Origin of the sequence: Pseudomonas sp. IAC-BECa141 (assembly GCF_020544405.1) — a bacterium.
Lineage (GTDB): Bacteria > Pseudomonadota > Gammaproteobacteria > Pseudomonadales > Pseudomonadaceae > Aquipseudomonas.
Genome location: NZ_CP065410.1, coordinates 4,510,395 through 4,529,852, shown reverse-complemented (window position 1 = coordinate 4,529,852; position 19,458 = coordinate 4,510,395). Strand labels below are relative to the sequence as shown.

Here is a 19,458-nt window from a genome sequence, read left to right as displayed (position 1 = left end):
GCCTCCCACAGTGGAGGCCGTTTTGCATTCACGCCTGACGACTTTTTTTGCGCCGCGCCCATTGCCGCGCCACCCACCAGCGCCAGTACATCATCACCAGGCAATAGGCGAGGGCACCCAGTACCAGCCCGACCACCACCGACCCCAGCAGGAACGGTTGCCACAAGGTCGAGAGCTCTCCGCTGATCCATTCCCAGGTCAATTCATCGGGGAGGGTGCGGGCGGGCACATCCATCAGCCAGGCCCCGGCCTGATACGTGCAGAAAAACACCGCCGGCATGGTGATCGGATTGGTTAGCCAGACCAGGCTGACAGCAATCGGCATGTTGCCGCGCACCATGATCGCGAGGACGGCGGCCACCAGCATTTGTGCGGGAATCGGCAGGAACGCGGCAAACAGGCCCACGGCCATGGCGCGGGCCACCGAGTGTCGGTTGAGGTGCCAGAGGTTCGGGTCATGCAGCAACGTGCCGAGAAAGCGTAAGGATTTGTGTTCCCTGATGCTCGTCGGATCGGGCATGTAACGTTTGAATAAGCGCCGGGGCATAAGGCTTCTCGGTCGGTTAAGGCGGCAAGTATGTCTGGATTCTACGAACCGCCCATTCAGACTTTGTGACAATTGATAACGACGCCCGTGTCCCGCAACCGCTATGCCTGAGGGTGGGACTCTCAAGGACGGGCTTATGCGCACAGGGATGATGGCGCTGGCAGCCGGTCTGCTGGCTGCGGTTTTTTTACCGGCCTTGCCGCCGGTCGGGGTATTGGTGGTGTTGCCGTGGGTGGCGCTGATGCTGCTGCCGTTTCGCAGCTATCCACTGGCGTTTTTGCTGCTTGGATTCACATGGGCGGGTTTCAACGCGCAGATGGCGCTTAATGATCGACTGCCTCACCGGCTGGATGGCGAAACGCGCTGGGTGGAAGGGCGGGTCGTCGGCTTGCCGCAGAATGTGGAGAGCGTCGTGCGCTTTGAACTGGCCGATGCGCACTCACGTCACGAGAAGCTGCCATCACTGATGCGTCTGGCCTGGTATGCCGGGCCTGAGGTCAAAAGTGGCGAACGCTGGCGAGTGGCGGTCAAGCTCAAGCGCCCCGGTGGGCTGCTCAATCCAGATGCGTTCGATTATGAAGCCTGGCTGTTGGCGCAGCGCATCGGCGCCACCGGGACGGTGAAGGATGGCCAGCGTCTGGCGCCGGCGCAGTGGGCCTGGCGCGACAGCATTCGTCAGCGCTTGCTTGCGGTGGATGCTCAGGGACGCAACGGAGCCTTGGCCGCGTTGGTGCTGGGCGATGGCTCGGGACTCAGTCGCGAAGACTGGCAGTCCTTGCAGGATACCGGCACCGTGCACCTGCTGGTGATTTCCGGGCAGCACATTGGGCTGTTGGCGGCGTTGATGTATGCGCTGGTCGCCGGGCTGGCAAGGGTCGGGATTTGGCCGTTGCGTTGGCCCTGGCTGCCTTGGGCGTGTGGTCTGGCGTTCACGGCGGCGCTGGGTTACGGCCTGCTGGCCGGGTTCGACGTGCCGGTGCGGCGGGCGTGCGTAATGGTTGCACTGGTGTTGTTGTGGCGTTTGCGTTTTCGCCATCTCGGTGCGTGGTGGCCGTTGCTGCTGGCGTTCGACGGCGTGTTGTTGATGGATCCGCTGGCCAGCCTGCGTCCCGGGTTGTGGCTGTCATTCGCGGCAGTGGGTGTTTTGATCTTTACCTTCGGCGGCCGACTGGGGCCGTGGCGCTGGTGGCAGACCTGGACGCGCGCGCAATGGCTGATCGCGATCGGCTTGTGCCCGGTGCTGGTGGCGTTGAGCCTGCCGATCAGCCTCAGTGGGCCACTGGCCAATCTGCTGGCGGTGCCGTGGGTCAGTTTTGCGGTGCTGCCGCCGGCGCTGCTGGGCACTTTGTTGCTGCCAATCCCTCATGTCGGGGAAGGGTTGCTGTGGCTGGCCGGCGGGCTGATCGATGGCTTGTTCAGCACGCTGGCCCTGATTGCCGGGCGTTGGCCGGCGTGGGTGCCGCCGACGATGCAAGGGTGGGTCTGGGTGCTGGGAGGTCTTGGTGCCGTGTTGTTATTGCTGCCCCGGGGCGTTCCTTTGCGTCCATTGGGTTGGCCGTTGCTGCTGGTGCTGGCATTTCCGCCGCGAGAGCTTCTGGCCGAAGGCGTGGCCGATGTCTGGCAACTCGACGTCGGTCAGGGCCTGGCGATCCTGATCCGCACCCGCCATCACACCTTGCTGTACGACAGCGGCCCGCGTTTCGGTGACTTCGACCTCGGCGAGCGAGTGGTGCTGCCGGCATTGCGCAAACTTGGGGTGGAACACCTCGATCTGATGCTGCTCAGCCATGCCGATGCCGACCACGCAGGTGGCGCGCTCGCCGTGGCGAAAGGGATGACTGTCAGGCGGATCATCAGCGGCGATCCGCCGGGGCTGCCCGAAGCGCTGACCGCCGAGGCCTGCGAAAGCGGCCGGCAATGGCAGTGGGACGGCGTTGCCTTTCAGCTATGGCAGTGGGCCGACGCCCATGACAGCAACCAGCGGTCCTGCGTCCTGCAGATCGAAGCCAATGGCGAACGCTTGCTGTTGACCGGCGACATCGACAGCGCTGCCGAGCGGGACCTGCTCGACAGCGTGCTGGCAGTTCATACCCAATGGCTGCAAGCCCCGCATCACGGCAGCCGCAGTTCCTCTTCGATGGCCTTGCTCAAGGCTTTGCAGCCCCGGGCCGTGCTGATTTCCCGAGGGCAAGGCAATTCATTCGGCCATCCGCACCCGACCGTCATTGCCCGCTACCGCAAACAGGGAGTGCATATCCACGACAGCGCCGAGCAGGGTGCCATTCATCTGCAACTGGGGCGGTTTCAGCCGGCCCGGTCGATGCGTCAACAACGCCGGTTCTGGCGCGACCCGCCGTTGTCGGAGGCAGAGTACCGTTGAGCACGGTCGTCGGGGCGACGGGTCTTTATCGCGAACCGGTATGGTAAAGTGGCGCACTTTTTCGAGGGGGCTGTCACTGTGTGGGAATTGGTCAAATCCGGCGGCTGGATGATGTTGCCGATCATTCTGAGTTCCATCGCCGCCATGGCGATTGTCGCCGAGCGCCTGTGGACCCTGCGCGCCAGTCGCGTCACCCCTGAGCATTTGCTGGGTCAGGTCTGGGTCTGGATCAAGGACAAGCAGCTCAACACGGAAAAACTCAAGGAATTGCGCGCCAACTCGCCGCTGGGGGAAATCCTCGCCGCGGGTCTGGCCAACTCCAAGCATGGTCGCGAGATCATGAAGGAGTGCATCGAAGAGGCCGCCGCCCGGGTCATCCACGAGCTGGAACGCTACGTCAGCGCGCTGGGCACCATCGCTGCGATGTCGCCGTTGCTGGGGCTGCTGGGTACGGTGCTGGGCATGATCGACATTTTCAGCGCTTTCACCGGTTCCGGCATGACCACCAACGCTGCGGTGCTGGCCGGCGGTATTTCCAAGGCGCTGATCACCACCGCCGCGGGCCTGATGGTCGGTATTCCGGCGGTGTTCTTCCACCGTTTCCTGCAACGCCGCATCGATGAGCTGGTGGTGGGCATGGAACAGGAAGCGATCAAACTGGTGGAAGTGGTGCAGGGCGACCGTGACGTCGATCTGGCCGGGGGCAAAGCGTGAAATTCCGTCGCAAACCCCGGGAAACGATCGACATCAACCTCGCGTCGCTGATCGACGTGGTGTTCATCCTGTTGCTGTTTTTCGTCGTGACCACCACTTTCACCCGCGAAACCCAGCTGCGCGTCGATCTGCCCGAAGCGGTCAGCGGTTCACCGGCCGAGGATCAGCAGGTCAAGCAACTGGACGTCGCCATCAGCGCCGAAGGTGTGTTCTCGGTGAACAACAAGATTCTGCCGAAGAACGACCTGGCGACTCTGATGGAAGCCATGCAGAAGGAAGCCAATGGCGACACCAGCATGCCGTTGTCGATCAGTGCTGACGGCAAGACTCAGCACCAATCCGTGATCACCGCCATGGACGCGGCCGGCAAGCTCGGTTTCAGCCATCTGCGCATGACCACGGTCGAGGCGGCGCCAAAATCCTGATGGCCATGTCCGATCGTCTGCTCGCCGCGTGGTATCAGGGGCACCCGGCCCTGACGCTGTTGCGGCCGCTGGAGTGGCTGTACCGTCGCGTCGTGGCCGGCAAGCGTCAGCGTTTTCTCGACGGCGAAGGCGAGATTTATCAGTCGCCGGTGCCGGTGATCGTGGTCGGCAATATCACCGTTGGCGGCACCGGCAAGACCCCGATGATCCTGTGGCTGATCGAGCACTGCCGACGCCACGGACTGCGGGTCGGTGTGGTCAGCCGTGGTTACGGCGCCAAACCGGCGCAACTGCCATGGCGGGTCGAAGCCGATCAGACTGCCGACATCGCCGGCGACGAACCCTTGCTGATTGTGCAGCGCACCGGCGTGCCGCTGATGATTGATCCCGATCGCAGCGCCGCCGTCAGAGCCCTGCTGGACAGCGAGCCGCTGGACCTGATCCTGTCCGATGACGGCATGCAGCATTACCGTCTGGCGCGCGATCTTGAGCTGGTGCTGATCGACGCCGCCCGAGGGCTTGGCAATCAGCGTTGCCTGCCCGCCGGCCCACTGCGCGAACCGATCGAGCGTCTGCAAAGCGTCGACGGCGTGTTGTTCAACGGCGCCCTCGACGATCGCGATGGCGGTTTCGCTTTCCGCCTCAAGCCTTCGGCGCTGGTCAATCTGCGCAGCGGCGAACGCCGGTCGCTCGATCATTTTTCGCCCGGTCAGGCCGTGCACGCGGTGGCCGGGATCGGCAACCCGCAACGTTTCTTCAATACCCTCGAAGCGCTAGACTGGCGGCCTGTGCCCCACGCGTTTGCCGACCACGCCGAATACAGCGTGCAGGCCTTGAGTTTCACGCCGTCATTGCCAGTGGTGATGACTGAAAAGGATGCGGTGAAGTGCCGTGCCTTCGCTGCTGCCGACTGGTGGTACCTGGCGGTCGATGCCGTGCCGTCTCCGGCCTTCGTGGCCTGGTTCGATACGCAGTTGATGCGCCTGTTGCCGGATCGTCTTTTGCCTTAATCCGTTTTTATCCAGGGAATGTTCATGGACACCAAATTGCTCGACATCCTCGCCTGCCCGGTCTGCAAAGGCCCGCTCAAGCTCAGCGCCGACAAGACCGAACTGATCAGCAAGGGCGCCGGCCTGGCGTACCCGATCCGCGATGGCATTCCGGTGATGCTGGAAAGCGAAGCCCGCACCCTGACCACCGACGAGCGTCTGGATAAATGACCACAGCCTTCACCGTTGTCATCCCGTCGCGTTTCGCCTCGACCCGTCTTCCGGGCAAGCCGCTGCTGGACATCGCCGGCAAGCCGATGATCCAGCACGTCTGGGAGCAGGCCAGCAAAAGCAGCGCCAGCCGTGTGGTCGTGGCGACCGACGATGCGCGCATCGTCGAAGCCTGCAAGGCCTTCGGCGCCGAAGTGGTGCTGACCCGTGAAGATCACAACTCCGGCACCGATCGTCTGGCCGAAGTGGCCGCGAAGCTGGGCCTGGAGCCGGATGCCATCGTGGTCAACGTGCAGGGTGACGAACCGCTGATCCCGCCGAGCGTGATCGATCAGGTCGCCGCCAACCTCGCGGCCCACACCGAAGCAGGCATGGCCACTCTGGCCGAGCCGATCGAAGATGTCGAAACGCTGTTCAACCCGAACGTGGTCAAGGTTGTCAGTGACCTCAACGGTCTGGCGCTGACCTTCAGTCGCGCGACTCTGCCATGGGCTCGCGATGCCTTCGCCAAGAGTCGCGACGTGCTGCCGGAAGGCGTGCCGTATCGTCGCCACATCGGCATTTATGCGTACCGCGCAGGCTTCCTTCAGGACTTCGTGAGCTGGGGCCCTTGCTGGCTGGAGAACACCGAATCCCTTGAACAGCTGCGTGCCCTGTGGCACGGCGTGCGGATTCATGTGGCTGACGCCTTGATCGCGCCGCCAACCGGAGTCGACACCGCCGAAGACCTTGAGCGCGTCCGTCGCCTGCTGGAGGCCTGATGCGCGTTTTGTTCGTGTGCCTGGGCAACATCTGCCGTTCGCCCACTGCCGAAGGTGTGCTGCGCCACAAGTTGCGCGAAGCGGGGCTGGCGGATCAGGTCGAAGTGGCCTCCGCCGGCACTGGCGACTGGCACGTCGGCAATCCGCCGGACAAGCGCAGTCAGGCCGCGGCCAAGCTGCGTGGTTATGACCTGTCGGCGCAGCGCGCTCAGCAGGTCAGCCGCGCCGATTTCGCCAGCTACGACCTGATCCTCGCCATGGACAACAGCAACCTGCGTAACCTCAAGGCCCTGCAGCCGTCCACCGGCAAGGCCGAGCTGGACCTGTTCCTGCGCCGCTATGCAGGTGTGGTCGACGAAGTGCCGGATCCTTATTACGACGGCGATCAGGGCTTCGAGCAGGTGCTGGATCTGATCGAGCGTGCCTGCGATCAGCTGTTGATCGAAGTGAAGGGGCGGTTATGAGTTTGCAGGTGCAACCGCAGGTTTCCCTGAAACCCTTCAATACCTTTGGCGTTGACGTTCGCGCGCAGCTGTTTGCCGAAGCCCACAGTGATGCTGATGTGCGCGAAGCCCTGGCTTACGCGACCTCCCACGACGTGCCGTTGCTGGTGATCGGCGGCGGCAGCAATCTGTTGCTCACGGCGGATATCCCGGCTTTGGTGCTGCGCATGGCCAGCCGTGGCATCCGCGTCATCAGTGACGACGGCAACCGCGTGGTGATTGAAGCCGAAGCCGGTGAGCCGTGGCATCCGTTTGTCCAGCACACGCTGGCGCTGGGCTTTTCCGGGCTGGAAAACCTCAGCCTGATCCCCGGCACGGTCGGTGCCGCGCCGATGCAGAACATCGGTGCCTATGGTGTCGAGATCAAGGACGTCTTCGCCGGCCTGACGGCGCTGGATCGCCAGACCGGCGAGCTGCGTGACTTCAGTCTGGAAGAGTGCAACTTCGCCTACCGTGACAGCGTGTTCAAACAGCAGCCGGGTCGCTGGTTGATCCTGCGGGTGCGCTTCGCACTGGATCGAGTCGCCCATCTGCACCTGGAATACGGCCCGGTACGTCAGCGCCTGATCGAGCAGGGTATCGAGCAGCCGACACCGACGGACGTCAGTCGAGCGATTTGCAGCATCCGCAGCGAAAAGCTGCCGGATCCAGCAGTGCTCGGTAATGCTGGCAGTTTCTTCAAGAACCCGCTGGTGTCGGCGGCCGTAGTCGCACAGATCAAGGCGCGGCATCCGGATCTGGTGGCCTACGCGCAACCGGACGGGCAGATGAAACTGGCGGCCGGCTGGTTGATCGAGCGTGCCGGTTGGAAAGGTTTTCGTGAGGCCGATGCCGGCGTGCATAAATTGCAGGCGCTGGTGCTGGTCAACTACGGCGCGGCGACCGGGCTGCAATTGCTCGATCTGGCCCAGCGCATCCAGAAAGACATTTCAGAGCGTTTCAATGTCGAGTTGGAAATGGAGCCCAATCGCTATTGAGGCTACGCTTTCAAGGCTGAACAAAAAGCCCTGCACTTTTTAAAAAAGTACAGGGCTTTTTTGTTAATCGCGGGTTAACGTAGCCAGCTAACGATACCGGTCATTTACTCCACTATTTGTTTCACCAAAGGCCCGGTGCAGACGTTCCCGTCGGCACAAGAGAGCCTGATTAGCCTGAGCCGATCTGCGCGAACCACCACTGTCCCTGCGGTGGCAGATGGCTCGACCCCATAACCTCCATGAATATGCGGGCGTGCCCATGATTACCCTGAAACTCAATGGTCAAGACCATCCACTCGATGTCACCGAGGACATGCCGCTGTTGTGGGCGATCCGTGACGTCGCCGGTTACAACGGCACCAAGTTCGGCTGCGGCATGGGCCTGTGCGGTGCATGCACCATTCATATCGACGGCGCGCCGGCGCGCAGTTGCATCACGCCGATCGGTTCGGTGGTCGGGCAGAACGTGACCACCATCGACAACCTGCATGCCGACCCGGTTGGCCAGATCGTCCAGCAAGCCTGGCTCGACACGGCTGTAGCCCAATGTGGTTACTGCCAGGGCGGGCAGATCATGTCCGCCACTGCGTTACTCAAGACCAACCCGAACCCGAGCGACGAACAGATCGAAGAAGCGATGGTCGGCAACATCTGCCGCTGCGGCACCTACAACCGGATCAAGACTGCGATCCGTCAGGCCTCCACTCATCTGAAGGAGGCCAAGGCATGAGCCGTTTACCGAACGATTTCGCCCTGAGCAATCTGAGTCGCCGGGGCTTCCTGAAGGGCGTCGGCGCCACCGGTGCACTGGTACTGGCGGCGAGCTGGGGCTGGCAGGATGCGCTGGCCGAAGACAAACCGAAGCAGTTCGGCGCCGACGGCATGCCCAACGGCTGGATCGACGATCCGAAGGTTTACGTCAGCATTGCCGCCGATGGCACGGTGACTGTGGTCTGCAACCGCTCGGAAATGGGCCAGGGCGTGCGCACCAGCCTGACCATGGTGGTGGCCGATGAACTGGAAGCCGACTGGGCGCACGTCAAGGTTCAGCAGGCGCCGGGGGATGAAGTGCGCTTCGGCAACCAGGACACCGACGGCTCGCGCAGCATGCGTCACTGGTACGAGCCGATGCGCCGTTGCGGCGCTGCCGCCCGGACTATGCTGGAGCAGGCCGCCGCCGCGCAGTGGAAGGTGCCGGTCGGCGAATGCCGCGCGCAACTGCATAAAGTCATTCACACACCGTCCGGGCGCGAGCTGGGGTACGGTGAGCTGGCTGCTGCGGCCAGTGCACTGACGGTGCCGGCCCGTGACAGCCTGCGGCTCAAGCAACCGGCGGAATTCCGCTACATCGGCAAGGAAGGCACCAAAGCCATCGACGGTGCCGACATCGTCAATGGCCGCGCGGTGTACGGGGCCGATGTGCATTTCGACGGCATGCTGTTCGCGGTCATTGCGCGTCCGGCGGTATACGGCGGCAAGGTCAAGTCGGTGGACGACAGCGCCGCGCTGAAAGTGCCGGGCGTACTCAAAGTCATCCAGATCGAACCCCGGCCATTGCCTTCGGAATTCCAGCCATTGGGTGGCGTGGCCGTGGTGGCCAGCAACACCTGGGCCGCATTGAAGGGCCGCGAGGCACTGAAGATCGAGTGGGACGATGGCCCGAACGCCAGTTACGACTCGGTCGCCTATCGCAAGGAGATCGAAGCCGCTTCGCAGAAGCCGGGCAAAGTCGTGCGCAACACCGGTGACACCGACAAAGCCATCGGCAGTGCTGCCAGCACGCTGGAAGCCTCTTATTATTTGCCGCATCTGGCCCAGGCACCCATGGAGCCGATGGTTGCCATTGCCCGTTACAAGGATGGCACCTGCGAGGCATGGGCACCGAGCCAGGCGCCGCAGGTCACCCGCGAGCGGATCGCCGAACGTCTGGGGCTGCCATTCGATAACGTGACCTTCAATGTCACGCTGTTGGGCGGTGGTTTCGGGCGCAAGTCCAAACCGGACTTCGTCGTTGAAGCGGCCGTGCTCGCCAAGGAATTTCCTGGCAAGGCAGTGCGCGTGCAATGGACCCGCGAAGATGACATCCACAATTCGTATTTCCACACGGTGTCCGCCGAATACCTCAAGGCCGGCGTGGGCAAGGATGGCTTGCCGTCCGCCTGGCTGCACCGCACGGTAGCGCCGAGCATCACTGCGCTGTTTGCACCGGGCATGAATCACGAAGCCGCGTTCGAGTTGGGCATGGGCTTTACCAACATGGCCTACGCGATTCCCAACGTGCGCCTGGAAAACCCCGAGGCCACGGTGCATACACGGGTTGGCTGGTACCGTTCGGTGTCGAACATTCCCCATGGTTTTGCGATTCAGAGTTTCGTCGACGAACTGGCGCACAAGGCCAAGGAAGATCCGCTCAAGTACCAGATCAAATTGCTCGGCCCGGACCGGCAGATCGACCCGCGTACGCTCAGTGAAGAGTGGAACTACGGCGAGTCCCCCGAGCGTTATCCGATCGACACCGGGCGCATGCGCACCGTGCTGGAAACGGCGGCCAAGGCGGCGGGTTGGGGGCGTCAGTTGCCCAAGGGCCGTGGTCTCGGATTGGCGGTGCATTACAGCTTCGTTACCTATGTGGCGGCGGTGATCGAAGTCGAGGTCAAGGACGACGGCACGCTGATCGTGCACAAGGCCGATATCGCCGTCGATTGCGGCCCGCAGATCAACCCCGAGCGGATCCGTTCGCAATTCGAAGGCGCGTGCGTGATGGGCCTGGGCAATGCCGTATGGGGCGAAATCAGCTTCAAGGACGGCAAGGTGCAGCAGGACAACTTCCATATGTATGAAGTGGCGCGCATGTCGCTGGCGCCGAAGGAAGTCGCGGTGCACCTGGTGACGCCGCCGGGCGAGGTGCCATTGGGCGGTGTTGGTGAGCCGGGCGTGCCGCCGATTGCGCCGGCGCTGTGCAACGCAATCTTTGCCGCGACCGGCCAGCGCATCCGCAGCCTGCCGGTGCGTTACCAGTTGCAGGGCTGGCAAAAGGCGCAAGCGTAATGGACAGCGCCGATCTAAATGTCCTGCGCAGCGTGCTCGAATGGCGCCGCGCCGGGCAACGGGTAGTGTTGTTTTCGGTGGTGCAGACCTGGGGCACCGCACCTCGGGCGCCTGGCGCGATGCTGGCGTTGCGCGAGGACGGCGTGGTGATCGGTTCGGTGTCCGGCGGTTGCGTCGAGGACGATCTGATCGCCCGGTTGCACGATGGGCGGATTCCCGCCAACGGGCCGCCGGTGCAGTTGATCACCTACGGCGTGACGCAGGAGGAAGCCGCGCGTTTCGGCCTGCCCTGCGGCGGCACTCTGCGCCTGACCGAGGAGCGGGTCGGCGATCCGGCGTGGGTTGCCGAGTTGCTGGATCGCTGCGAGGCCCATGAAATCGTCGCGCGCGAGTTGAACATCGGCACTGGCGAAGTGGTGTTGCGACCCGCCGGCAAGACCGACACCTTGAGCTTCGACGGCCAGACCCTGCGTGCCATTTACGGTCCGCGCTGGCGCTTGCTGTTGATCGGTGCCGGGCAGTTGTCACGGTATGTGGCCGAGATGGCGCGACTGCTGGATTTCGAAGTGCTGATCTGTGATCCGCGTACCGAATTCGTCTATGGCTGGGAAGAGCAGCATGGACGGTTTGTCCCCGGCATGCCCGACGAAGCGGTGCTGAATATCCAGACCGATGAGCGCACGGCGATCGTCGCGCTGACTCACGATCCACGGCTGGACGACATGGCGCTGCTCACGGCGCTCGACTCCAAAGCGTTCTATGTCGGTGCGCTGGGCTCTCGGGTCAACAGCCGCAAGCGTCGGGAAAATCTCGCTGAACTAGGCTTGTCAGAAGCGGCCATCGCCCGTTTGCACGGGCCGATCGGTTTGCATATTGGCAGCCATTCACCGGCGGAAATCGCCTTGTCGCTGTTGGCGGAGATCGTCGCGATCAAGAATGGTGTCGAGCTCAAGCAGAAGAAAACCGTGGAGAGTGTATGAGCCGAACCATAGGAGTGATTGTGCTGGCGGCGGGCGAGGGTAGCCGTTTTCGCGAAGTGGCGGGCGCAGACAAGGACAAGCTGCTGGCCGATTGCACCGGGCGCGATGGCGCGGTGCGTTCGGTGATCGAGCAGGTGTTGGTGAACCTGCCGGCGAGTCTCGATCAGCGAGTGCTGGTGACGACCGAGGCGCGCCCACAGGCAATGCGCATGGCGCAGGCTTATGGGTGTGACATTGTCTCGATCGAGTCCACCGGGATGGGTGACAGCATTGCGGCGGGCGTGGCGGCTTGCCCGGATGCCGATGGCTGGCTGATTGTCCTGGGGGATATGCCGTTCATCCTGCCGTCGAGTATTGAACGTGTCGTGGCGGCCATTGCCGAGGATGCGGTCAGCGTGCCGACGTTCAATGGTGACTATGGGCATCCGGTCGGGTTTGGTCGCTCGTTTGCAGCGGGGCTGATGGCCTTGTCCGGTGACCGGGGCGCGCGACCGTTGTTTGCCCAAGGGCGGGTGGTTGAAGTCGCGGTGGATGATCCGGGCGTGTTGTGGGATATCGACGTGCCGGATGCGCTGGTTTTCCCGCCGTCCTGATAAAACCTTGAGATATAAAAAAGCCCCGCCTGGATTACCAGGCGGGGCTTTTTAGTGGCGTTTGGAATCAGACGAGGGGTTTAGGCTCGTGTTCTTTTTCCTGGGCCTCTTCGTGTTGCTCGACCGCTTCCTGAACGGAGCGTGGAGCTTCGGCAATCACGGCTTCAACGGCAACTTCTTCAGCGACCGGGGCAGGCGCTGCCTCGATCACTTCGGCAGTTGGAGCAGCGGCGGCAGCGGCAGCCAGTTCCGCTTCCTTCTGCAGACGCTCTTCTTCACGCTTGCGACGACGCACTTCACGCGGGTCGTTAGGTGCGCGGCCGCTTGGGGTCAGGGCGCTGACCGGGGCGACAAGTGGAGCCGCTTCAACTACCGGGGCAGGTGCTTCGGCGACCACTGGCGCTTCAACCGCTGGGGCTTCAACGACCGGTGCCGGTTCGGCAACCACTGCTGGCTCGACAGCCTTGGCTTCTTCAACAGCAGGCGCTTGGACCACTGGCGCTGGTGTTTCAGCGACAGCCGGCTCGGCGACCCAGTTGAAAGCGGTCTGTTCTTCGCGAACTTCACGAACGGTTTCGGTCACGGTTTCAGCGACGGTCTCGACAACCGACTCTTCGACTGCGGCTGGTGCTTCGAAGGTCACCGCTGGTTCAGCGGCCGCTTCAACCAGGGGCTGAGCTTCGCGAGCCGGAGCCACTTCGACTTCCGGAGCGGCAACTACTTCTACCGGAGTGGTTGCTTCAACGACCGGCGCTTCTGCTGGAGCAGTTTCCAGAGTGGCAGCGGTGGCGCGTTCAGCTTGTTCATGGGCCTGAGCTTCAGCCGGAGCGCTGATCACGGTGCTGGCAACAGCAGCGGTAACAGCCAGACCAGCGGCCAGATCGGCAGTGCTTGGCGCTTGAGCGTTTTCGCCGGACTCGGATTCTTCCGAACCTTCGATCACGTTGCCATTGGCATCACGCTGACGTTCGCGACGGTTGCTGCGACGACGCTGACCACGGGAGCGGCGGCGTGGACGATCGCCTTCGGCGTTCTCCGAACCGTCTTCCGGCAGTTGCTCTTCGTTAATGTTGGTCTCTTCTTCGGCGACAGCGGCAGCGGCCTGTTCGGCGCGCGGCTGACGCTCTTCACGCGCAGGACGTGGCGCACGTTCTTCACGCGGCTGACGGGCCGGACGCTCTTCAGCGGTGGCGGCGGCAGCAACGGCGGGAGCGGCATCCAGAGGCTCGCGCAGTTCGCGTACGCGTTCTTCACGCTCGCCACGTGGCTTGCGATCTTCACGCGGGGCACGTGGTGCACGTTCTTCACGAGGCGCGCGCGGTGCGCGTTCTGCGCGGGCTGTCGGTGCTTCGTCACGGGATTCGCGTGGCTCGCGGACTTCGCGTGGTTGACGCTCTTCACGCGGCTCACGTGGGGCGCGTTCTTCACGCGGTGCACGTTCTTCGCGCGGCTTGCGTTCTTCATCGCGGCGACCGTTACGGTTGCGGCTCTGCTGACGACCGTTGCGACGCTCTTCGTTGCGGGCCGGACGCTCGGTGGCAGGTTTTTCAACCACAACCGGCGCAACAGGCTCTTCCTTGGTGGCGAACAGGCTGACCAGCGACTTCACCAAGCCTTTGAACAGGCTTGGTTCTGGCGCGGCAACCGGAGCAGGTGCCGGGGCCGGCGCGGCGACTTCGGTCGGAACCGGAGCGTTGGCGCGGGACGGAGCGGTCTTGACCGCGGCTTCCTGGCGAACCAGGGTGCGGGTCGCGGCGGCTGGCTGGACGTCTTCGACATCGGCGGCAGCGGCAGCGATTTCGTAGCTGGACTGGTTGGTCGCGGCTTCCGGGCTGTCGTCACGCAGGCGCTGAACTTCGAAATGCGGGGTTTCGAGGTGATCGTTCGGCAGGATGACGATGCGGGCGCGGGTGCGCAATTCGATCTTGGTGATCGAGTTGCGTTTTTCGTTGAGCAGGAACGCGGCCACCGGGATCGGCACTTGAGCGCGAACTTCGGCGGTGCGGTCTTTCAGGGCTTCTTCTTCGATCAAGCGCAGGATCGCCAGAGAGAGCGATTCGACGTCACGGATGATGCCGGTGCCGCTGCAGCGCGGGCAGACGATGCCGCTGCTTTCGCCGAGCGAAGGACGCAGGCGCTGACGGGACATTTCCAGCAGGCCGAAGCGCGAGATGCGGCCGATCTGCACACGGGCGCGGTCGGCTTCCAGGCATTCGCGGACTTTCTCTTCCACGGCGCGCTGGTTCTTGGCAGGGGTCATGTCGATGAAGTCGATGACGATCAGGCCGCCGATGTCGCGCAGGCGCAACTGACGGGCGATTTCTTCGGCCGCTTCCAGGTTGGTCTGCAGGGCGGTTTCTTCGATGTCGCTGCCTTTGGTGGCGCGTGCCGAGTTGATGTCGATGGACACCAGGGCTTCGGTCGGATCGATGACGATAGAGCCGCCGGACGGCAGTTCGACGACGCGCTGGAAAGCGGTCTCGATCTGGCTTTCGATCTGGAAGCGGTTGAACAGCGGAACGCTGTCTTCGTACAGCTTGATCTTGCTGGCGTACTGCGGCATCACCTGGCGGATGAAGGTCAGGGCTTCGTCCTGGGCTTCAACGCTGTCGATCAGCACTTCGCCGATGTCCTGGCGCAGGTAGTCGCGGATGGCGCGGATGATGACGTTGCTTTCCTGGTAGATCAGGAACGGCGCGGAACGATCCAGCGAGGCTTCCTTGATGGCGGTCCAGAGTTGCAGCAGGTAATCGAGGTCCCACTGCATTTCTTCGCTGCTGCGGCCAAGGCCAGCAGTGCGCACGATCAGGCCCATGTCGGCTGGAGCGACCAGACCGTTCAGGGCTTCACGCAGTTCGTTGCGCTCTTCGCCTTCGATGCGGCGGGAGATGCCGCCGGCACGCGGGTTGTTCGGCATCAGAACGAGGTAACGACCGGCCAGGCTGATGAAGGTGGTCAGGGCTGCGCCCTTGTTGCCACGTTCTTCTTTTTCGACCTGGACGATGACTTCCTGGCCTTCGCTCAGGACGTCCTTGATGTTGACGCGGCCTTCAGGGGCTTTCTTGAAGTATTCGCGGGAGATTTCTTTGAGGGGCAGGAAGCCGTGGCGCTCGGAGCCGAAATCGACAAAGGCAGCCTCAAGGCTTGGTTCGATGCGAGTGATGCGGCCCTTATAGATGTTGGCCTTTTTCTGCTCGCGTGCACCGGATTCGATGTCCAGGTCGTAGAGGCGCTGGCCATCTACCAGTGCAACACGCAACTCTTCGGGTTGAGTTGCGTTAATCAGCATTCTTTTCATGTAGTACCGTCGGTTTCCGGGCTGCCGGAAACGGCGTTCGGCACACACGACTTCTCACGGTCGGTGTCAGGTGCGTCGGGAGTGGTTGGCCATTCCCGTGTCCAGCGATGTCCGGCCAATTGGGCCGTTATCGCGACGTACGCGTCCTGCTTGCTGTGGCTACTTAAGCACTCAGTCAGGAGGAGGAATCAACCGGTGGCTGTGGACGAGATGAAGCGTCTTGATAAAGCCTGTTGCTACACAGTCCAGCGGTTGTGCATCTCCACCCTACACGTATCCCTGATAATTCGGGTGCTGCCGCGCGCAGAATCCGCAGCGGGTTGGCATTTACCGTGAGCTCCGAAAGGGGAGGTCACGCATCATGGCTAATTCAGGCGGTGTTTCCGGAGCCTTCGCTCGGGGTCATCCGCGGCTGACTGCACTTTGTGAACTGGCCGTGAATATGGCTCGCGTGGCGAGTGAAAACTCTGCTTTGCGGCGTGATTCAGGCCTCATGTCACCTGCGCTTGTTACAGCTGCAAACTCCACCGTTACGTAGCAAAAGCCCCGTAGGACGGCCTCGCGTCCTGGTGAATTGCGTTGGTCAGGGCCGGTTTTTGACCGTGGTTCCGCTGTCCAGGCCGCTTTTGGCGGCGTTCGCGACTATAGCAGCAATGATTAAGTGCTTCAATTCCATAAAAAATTGTTATTATCCGCGCCATGACGACTACTGCCCCTACGACTCCAGGCGTTCAACTGCTTGAGGTCTCGCCGGAATATGCCGGCCAACGAATCGACAATTTTCTCCTCGCCCGGCTCAAAGGTGTGCCCAAGACCTTGATTTATCGCATTTTGCGCAAAGGCGAAGTGCGCGTGAACAAAGGTCGGATCAAGCCCGAATACAAGCTGCAGGCCGGCGATATCGTGCGCGTGCCGCCGGTTCGCGTGCCTGAGCGTGACGAACCGGTGCCTTTGGCTCAAGGCCTGCTGCAGCGCCTGGAAGCCTCGATTGTCTACGAAGACAAGTCTCTGATCGTGATCAACAAGCCCGCCGGCATTGCGGTTCACGGTGGCAGCGGCCTGAATTACGGCGTTATCGAAGCCTTTCGTCAGTTGCGCCCCGATGCCAAGGAACTCGAGCTGGTTCACCGTCTCGATCGCGACACCTCCGGTCTGCTGATGATCGCCAAAAAGCGCAGCATGTTGCGCCACTTGCATGCCGCGTTGCGCGGTGACGGTGTCGACAAGCGCTACATGGCACTGGTTCGCGGCAACTGGGCGACCTCGATCAAGCAAGTCCGGGCCGCGCTCGGCAAGAGCAATCTGCGCTCCGGGGAGCGCATGGTCGAGGTCGATGAGGAGGAGGGCAAGGAGTCTGTGACCGTGTTCAAGGTCCTGCGTCGCTTTGGCGATTTTGCCACTTTGATCGAAGCCAAGCCGATCACCGGCCGCACGCACCAGATCCGCGTCCACACGTTGCACGCCGGGCACTGCATTGCCGGTGACACCAAATACGGCGATGACAGTTTCAGTAAGGAAATCCGTGATCTGGGCGGCAAGCGCCTGTTCCTGCACGCTTACATGCTGACCGTGCCGCTGCCCGATGGTGGTGAACTCAAGTTGCAGGCCCCGGTCGATGAAATGTGGGCCAAGACTGTGGAGCGATTGAGTGCGCCCATTTGATTACAAACTGCTGATTTTCGATTGGGACGGCACGCTGGCCGATTCCATTCATCGGATTGTCGAGGCAATGCACTCGGCGTCCGGGCGTTCAGGTTTCGAGTTGCGTGATGACCTTGCCGTCAAAGGCATCATCGGTCTGGGTTTGCCCGAGGCGATTCGTACCTTGTATCCGGAAATCAGCGATGCGGAAATGACCTTGTTCCGCGAGTATTACGCCGATCACTACATCGCTGCAGAAGCCGTACCCTCGCCGTTGTTCGAAGGTGTAGTCGAGTCGATGGCGTCGTTTCGCGAGCAGGGCTATCACCTGGCTGTCGCGACTGGCAAGAACCGTCGCGGTCTGGATCGGGTGCTCAAGGCCAATGGCTGGGAAGATTATTTCGATATCACCCGCGCTGCCGATGAAACTGCGAGCAAGCCGCACCCTCTGATGCTGGAGCAGATCCTTGCGCATTGCGGTGTGCGTGCCGGGCAGGCGCTGATGGTCGGCGATTCGTCCTTCGATCTGTTGATGGCGCGCAATGCGGGGATGGATTCGGTGGCGGTCAGTTATGGCGCGCAATCGATCGAATCGCTGCAGCAGTTTGCGCCGCGACTGTCGATCGACCATTTTTCCGAATTGCACGCCTGGCTGGAGAAGCAGGCCTAATACGTTTTTGCTGGGGTGGATGGCATGACCGACGAATGGAAAGCACCGGCCAAGGCAACTGCCGACGACGGTGATGCGAAAAGCTGGAAGCTGCTGGAGAAGACACTGCTGGCTGGCGTGCAGGAGCAGCGTCGGTCGCGGCGCTGGGGCATTTTCTTCAAGTTGCTGACCTTTGTTTATCTGTTTGTTGCGTTGATTCTGTTCACGCCGTTGATGGACATGGAAAAAAGCGCCACTCGCGGTCCGAACTACACCGCACTGATCGACGTCACCGGCATGATTGCCGATAAAGAGCCTGCCAGCGCCGACAATATTGTCGGTAGTCTGCGCGCGGCGTTTGAGGACAAGAAGGTCAAGGGCGTGATCCTGCGCATCAACAGTCCGGGCGGAAGTCCGGTGCAGTCGGGTTATGTGTATGACGAGATCAAGCGCCTGCGCGGTCTGCATCCGGATACCAAGCTGTACGCGGTGATTTCCGACCTGGGCGCTTCCGGTGCCTATTACATCGCCAGCGCGGCGGATCAGATCTATGCCGACAAGGCCAGTCTGGTGGGTTCCATTGGCGTGACGGCGGCCGGTTATGGGTTTGTCGGCACCATGGAGAAGCTTGGCGTCGAGCGTCGCACCTATACCTCCGGCGAACACAAGGCGTTCCTCGACCCGTTCCAGCCGCAGAAGCCGGAAGAAACGGCGTTCTGGCAGAGCGTGCTGGATACCACGCACAAGCAGTTCATCAACAGCGTCAAGCAAGGGCGTGGCGATCGCTTGAAAGACAAGGATCATCCGGAGTTGTTCTCCGGGCTGGTCTGGTCTGGCGAACAGGCGCTGCCGCTGGGGTTGATCGATGGGCTGGGTAATGCCAGTTCGGTGGCGCGCGACGTGATTGGCGAAAAGGAACTGGTGGACTTCACCGTTCAGGAATCGCCGTTCGACCGCTTTTCGAAGAAGCTGGGTGCCAGCGTTGCCGAGAAACTGGCAATGTGGATGGGTTTCAGCGGCCCGTCGTTACGCTGATCGAATGCTGCAAGAAAAACCGGCCTGAGAGCCGGTTTTTTTGTGGGTCAGGGAATCTGTACGCCTTCGGCCAGCAGCATGTCGATCAGGCGAATCAGTGGCAGGCCGATCAGGCTGGTTGCGTCCGGTCCTTCGGTGGATTGAAACAGGCTCACGCCCAGTCCTTCGGCTTTGAAGCTGCCGGCGCAGTCGTAGGGTTGCTCGGCGTGCAGATAGCGCTCGACGCGGGCCTGATCCAGTACGCGCATATGCACGGTAAAAGGCACGCAGTCGACCTGGCAGTGGCCGGTCTGGCTGTTGAGCAGGGCAAGGCCGGTGAGAAAGGTCACGCTGGCGCCGCTGGCGGCCATCAGTTGTTCGCGGGCTTTTTCGAAGGTGTGGGGCTTGCCGATGATGCGCTCGCCGAGTACGGCAACCTGGTCGGAGCCGATGATCAGGTGAGTGGGGTGGCTGGCGGCCAGGGCTCGGGCTTTTTGTTCGGCGAGGCGCTTGACCAGTTCGAGGGCTGACTCGTCCGGGCGACGGCTTTCATCGATATCCGGCGAGCTACAGACGAACGGCAGGTGCAGACGGCTGAGCAATTCCCGACGATAGGTCGAGCTTGAAGCGAGTAATAAAGGCAGCATTCGCATCTCCTGAGGCAGGCGACAGATTCTAGCGGAGCCGCGCAAGTGACGGACAGGGCAC

At 62.2% G+C, this 19,458-nt stretch carries 18 protein-coding genes; 15 read left to right on the top strand and 3 right to left on the bottom strand.

Translation table 11 applies throughout. From position 1 onward, the window contains the following. Nucleotides 1–28: 28 nt before the first annotated feature. The gene (locus tag I5961_RS20695) at nt 29–547 is read right to left on the bottom strand and encodes a DUF2062 domain-containing protein (protein WP_085697008.1); all 519 of its coding nucleotides are present in this window, start codon (nt 545–547) and stop codon (nt 29–31) included. A gap of 136 nt (nt 548–683) precedes the next feature. On the opposite strand from I5961_RS20695, the gene I5961_RS20690 reads away from it, so the two are divergent. The 12 genes from I5961_RS20690 (at nt 684) to I5961_RS20635 (ending at nt 12,148) form a co-directional block, all read left to right on the top strand. Further along, on the top strand, nt 684–2,927 hold the full coding sequence (locus tag I5961_RS20690; protein ID WP_085704758.1) for a DNA internalization-related competence protein ComEC/Rec2: 2,244 nt from the start codon (nt 684–686) through the stop codon (nt 2,925–2,927). A gap of 78 nt (nt 2,928–3,005) precedes the next feature. Then, nucleotides 3,006–3,641, top strand: a complete 636-nt coding sequence (locus I5961_RS20685) for a MotA/TolQ/ExbB proton channel family protein (protein ID WP_085704813.1) — start codon at nt 3,006–3,008, stop codon at nt 3,639–3,641. Further along, a complete protein-coding gene (locus I5961_RS20680; protein ID WP_085697005.1) occupies nt 3,638–4,066 on the top strand; it encodes an ExbD/TolR family protein in 429 nt (142 codons plus the stop codon). Before I5961_RS20685 ends, I5961_RS20680 begins: the two co-directional genes overlap by 4 nt. Next, complete coding sequence (lpxK, locus tag I5961_RS20675; protein WP_085697004.1) at nt 4,066–5,076, top strand: tetraacyldisaccharide 4'-kinase; 1,011 nt, start codon at nt 4,066–4,068, stop codon at nt 5,074–5,076. Before I5961_RS20680 ends, lpxK begins: the two co-directional genes overlap by 1 nt. Before the next feature lie 24 nt (nt 5,077–5,100). Next, complete coding sequence (locus tag I5961_RS20670) at nt 5,101–5,286, top strand: Trm112 family protein (RefSeq protein WP_003179363.1); 186 nt, start codon at nt 5,101–5,103, stop codon at nt 5,284–5,286. Continuing rightward, nucleotides 5,283–6,047, top strand: a complete 765-nt coding sequence (gene kdsB / locus I5961_RS20665) for a 3-deoxy-manno-octulosonate cytidylyltransferase (protein WP_085704756.1) — start codon at nt 5,283–5,285, stop codon at nt 6,045–6,047. Before I5961_RS20670 ends, kdsB begins: the two co-directional genes overlap by 4 nt. Further along, nucleotides 6,047–6,511 carry a low molecular weight protein-tyrosine-phosphatase gene (locus I5961_RS20660; RefSeq protein ID WP_007950772.1) on the top strand — a complete coding sequence of 155 codons (465 nt, stop codon included), beginning with the start codon at nt 6,047–6,049 and terminating at the stop codon, nt 6,509–6,511. Before kdsB ends, I5961_RS20660 begins: the two co-directional genes overlap by 1 nt. Continuing rightward, nucleotides 6,508–7,527: a UDP-N-acetylmuramate dehydrogenase gene (gene murB, locus I5961_RS20655; protein WP_085704754.1), complete on the top strand. Its 1,020-nt coding sequence runs from the start codon at nt 6,508–6,510 to the stop codon at nt 7,525–7,527. Before I5961_RS20660 ends, murB begins: the two co-directional genes overlap by 4 nt. 259 nt (nt 7,528–7,786) lie before the next feature. Then, a complete protein-coding gene (locus tag I5961_RS20650) occupies nt 7,787–8,257 on the top strand; it encodes a (2Fe-2S)-binding protein (protein ID WP_039770687.1) in 471 nt (156 codons plus the stop codon). After that, nucleotides 8,254–10,575: a xanthine dehydrogenase family protein molybdopterin-binding subunit gene (locus tag I5961_RS20645; protein WP_085704752.1), complete on the top strand. Its 2,322-nt coding sequence runs from the start codon at nt 8,254–8,256 to the stop codon at nt 10,573–10,575. Before I5961_RS20650 ends, I5961_RS20645 begins: the two co-directional genes overlap by 4 nt. Further along, nucleotides 10,575–11,555, top strand: a complete 981-nt coding sequence (locus tag I5961_RS20640; RefSeq protein WP_085704750.1) for an XdhC family protein — start codon at nt 10,575–10,577, stop codon at nt 11,553–11,555. Before I5961_RS20645 ends, I5961_RS20640 begins: the two co-directional genes overlap by 1 nt. Beyond that, a complete protein-coding gene (locus tag I5961_RS20635; protein WP_227233230.1) occupies nt 11,552–12,148 on the top strand; it encodes a nucleotidyltransferase family protein in 597 nt (198 codons plus the stop codon). Before I5961_RS20640 ends, I5961_RS20635 begins: the two co-directional genes overlap by 4 nt. A gap of 67 nt (nt 12,149–12,215) precedes the next feature. Here the strand turns inward: I5961_RS20635 and rne are convergent, their stop codons facing one another. Continuing rightward, complete coding sequence (gene rne / locus I5961_RS20630) at nt 12,216–15,446, bottom strand: ribonuclease E (RefSeq protein WP_227233228.1); 3,231 nt, start codon at nt 15,444–15,446, stop codon at nt 12,216–12,218. Between the two features lie 699 nt (nt 15,447–16,145). On the opposite strand from rne, the gene rluC reads away from it, so the two are divergent. From rluC to sppA, 3 genes are read left to right on the top strand one after another with little or no spacing between them, the layout of a single operon-like run. Beyond that, nucleotides 16,146–17,108 carry a 23S rRNA pseudouridine(955/2504/2580) synthase RluC gene (gene rluC / locus I5961_RS20625; RefSeq protein ID WP_227233227.1) on the top strand — a complete coding sequence of 321 codons (963 nt, stop codon included), beginning with the start codon at nt 16,146–16,148 and terminating at the stop codon, nt 17,106–17,108. Next, nucleotides 17,095–17,757: an HAD-IA family hydrolase gene (locus I5961_RS20620; RefSeq protein WP_227233225.1), complete on the top strand. Its 663-nt coding sequence runs from the start codon at nt 17,095–17,097 to the stop codon at nt 17,755–17,757. Before rluC ends, I5961_RS20620 begins: the two co-directional genes overlap by 14 nt. A 24-nt stretch (nt 17,758–17,781) precedes the next feature. Beyond that, on the top strand, nt 17,782–18,771 hold the full coding sequence (gene sppA, locus I5961_RS20615) for a signal peptide peptidase SppA (RefSeq protein WP_085697230.1): 990 nt from the start codon (nt 17,782–17,784) through the stop codon (nt 18,769–18,771). A gap of 47 nt (nt 18,772–18,818) precedes the next feature. Here sppA and I5961_RS20610 read toward each other — a convergent pair whose 3' ends face one another. Further along, nucleotides 18,819–19,397 (bottom strand): Maf family protein, encoded by a 579-nt coding sequence (locus I5961_RS20610; protein WP_227233223.1) that lies wholly within the window; start codon nt 19,395–19,397, stop codon nt 18,819–18,821. Nucleotides 19,398–19,458 lie beyond the last annotated feature (61 nt).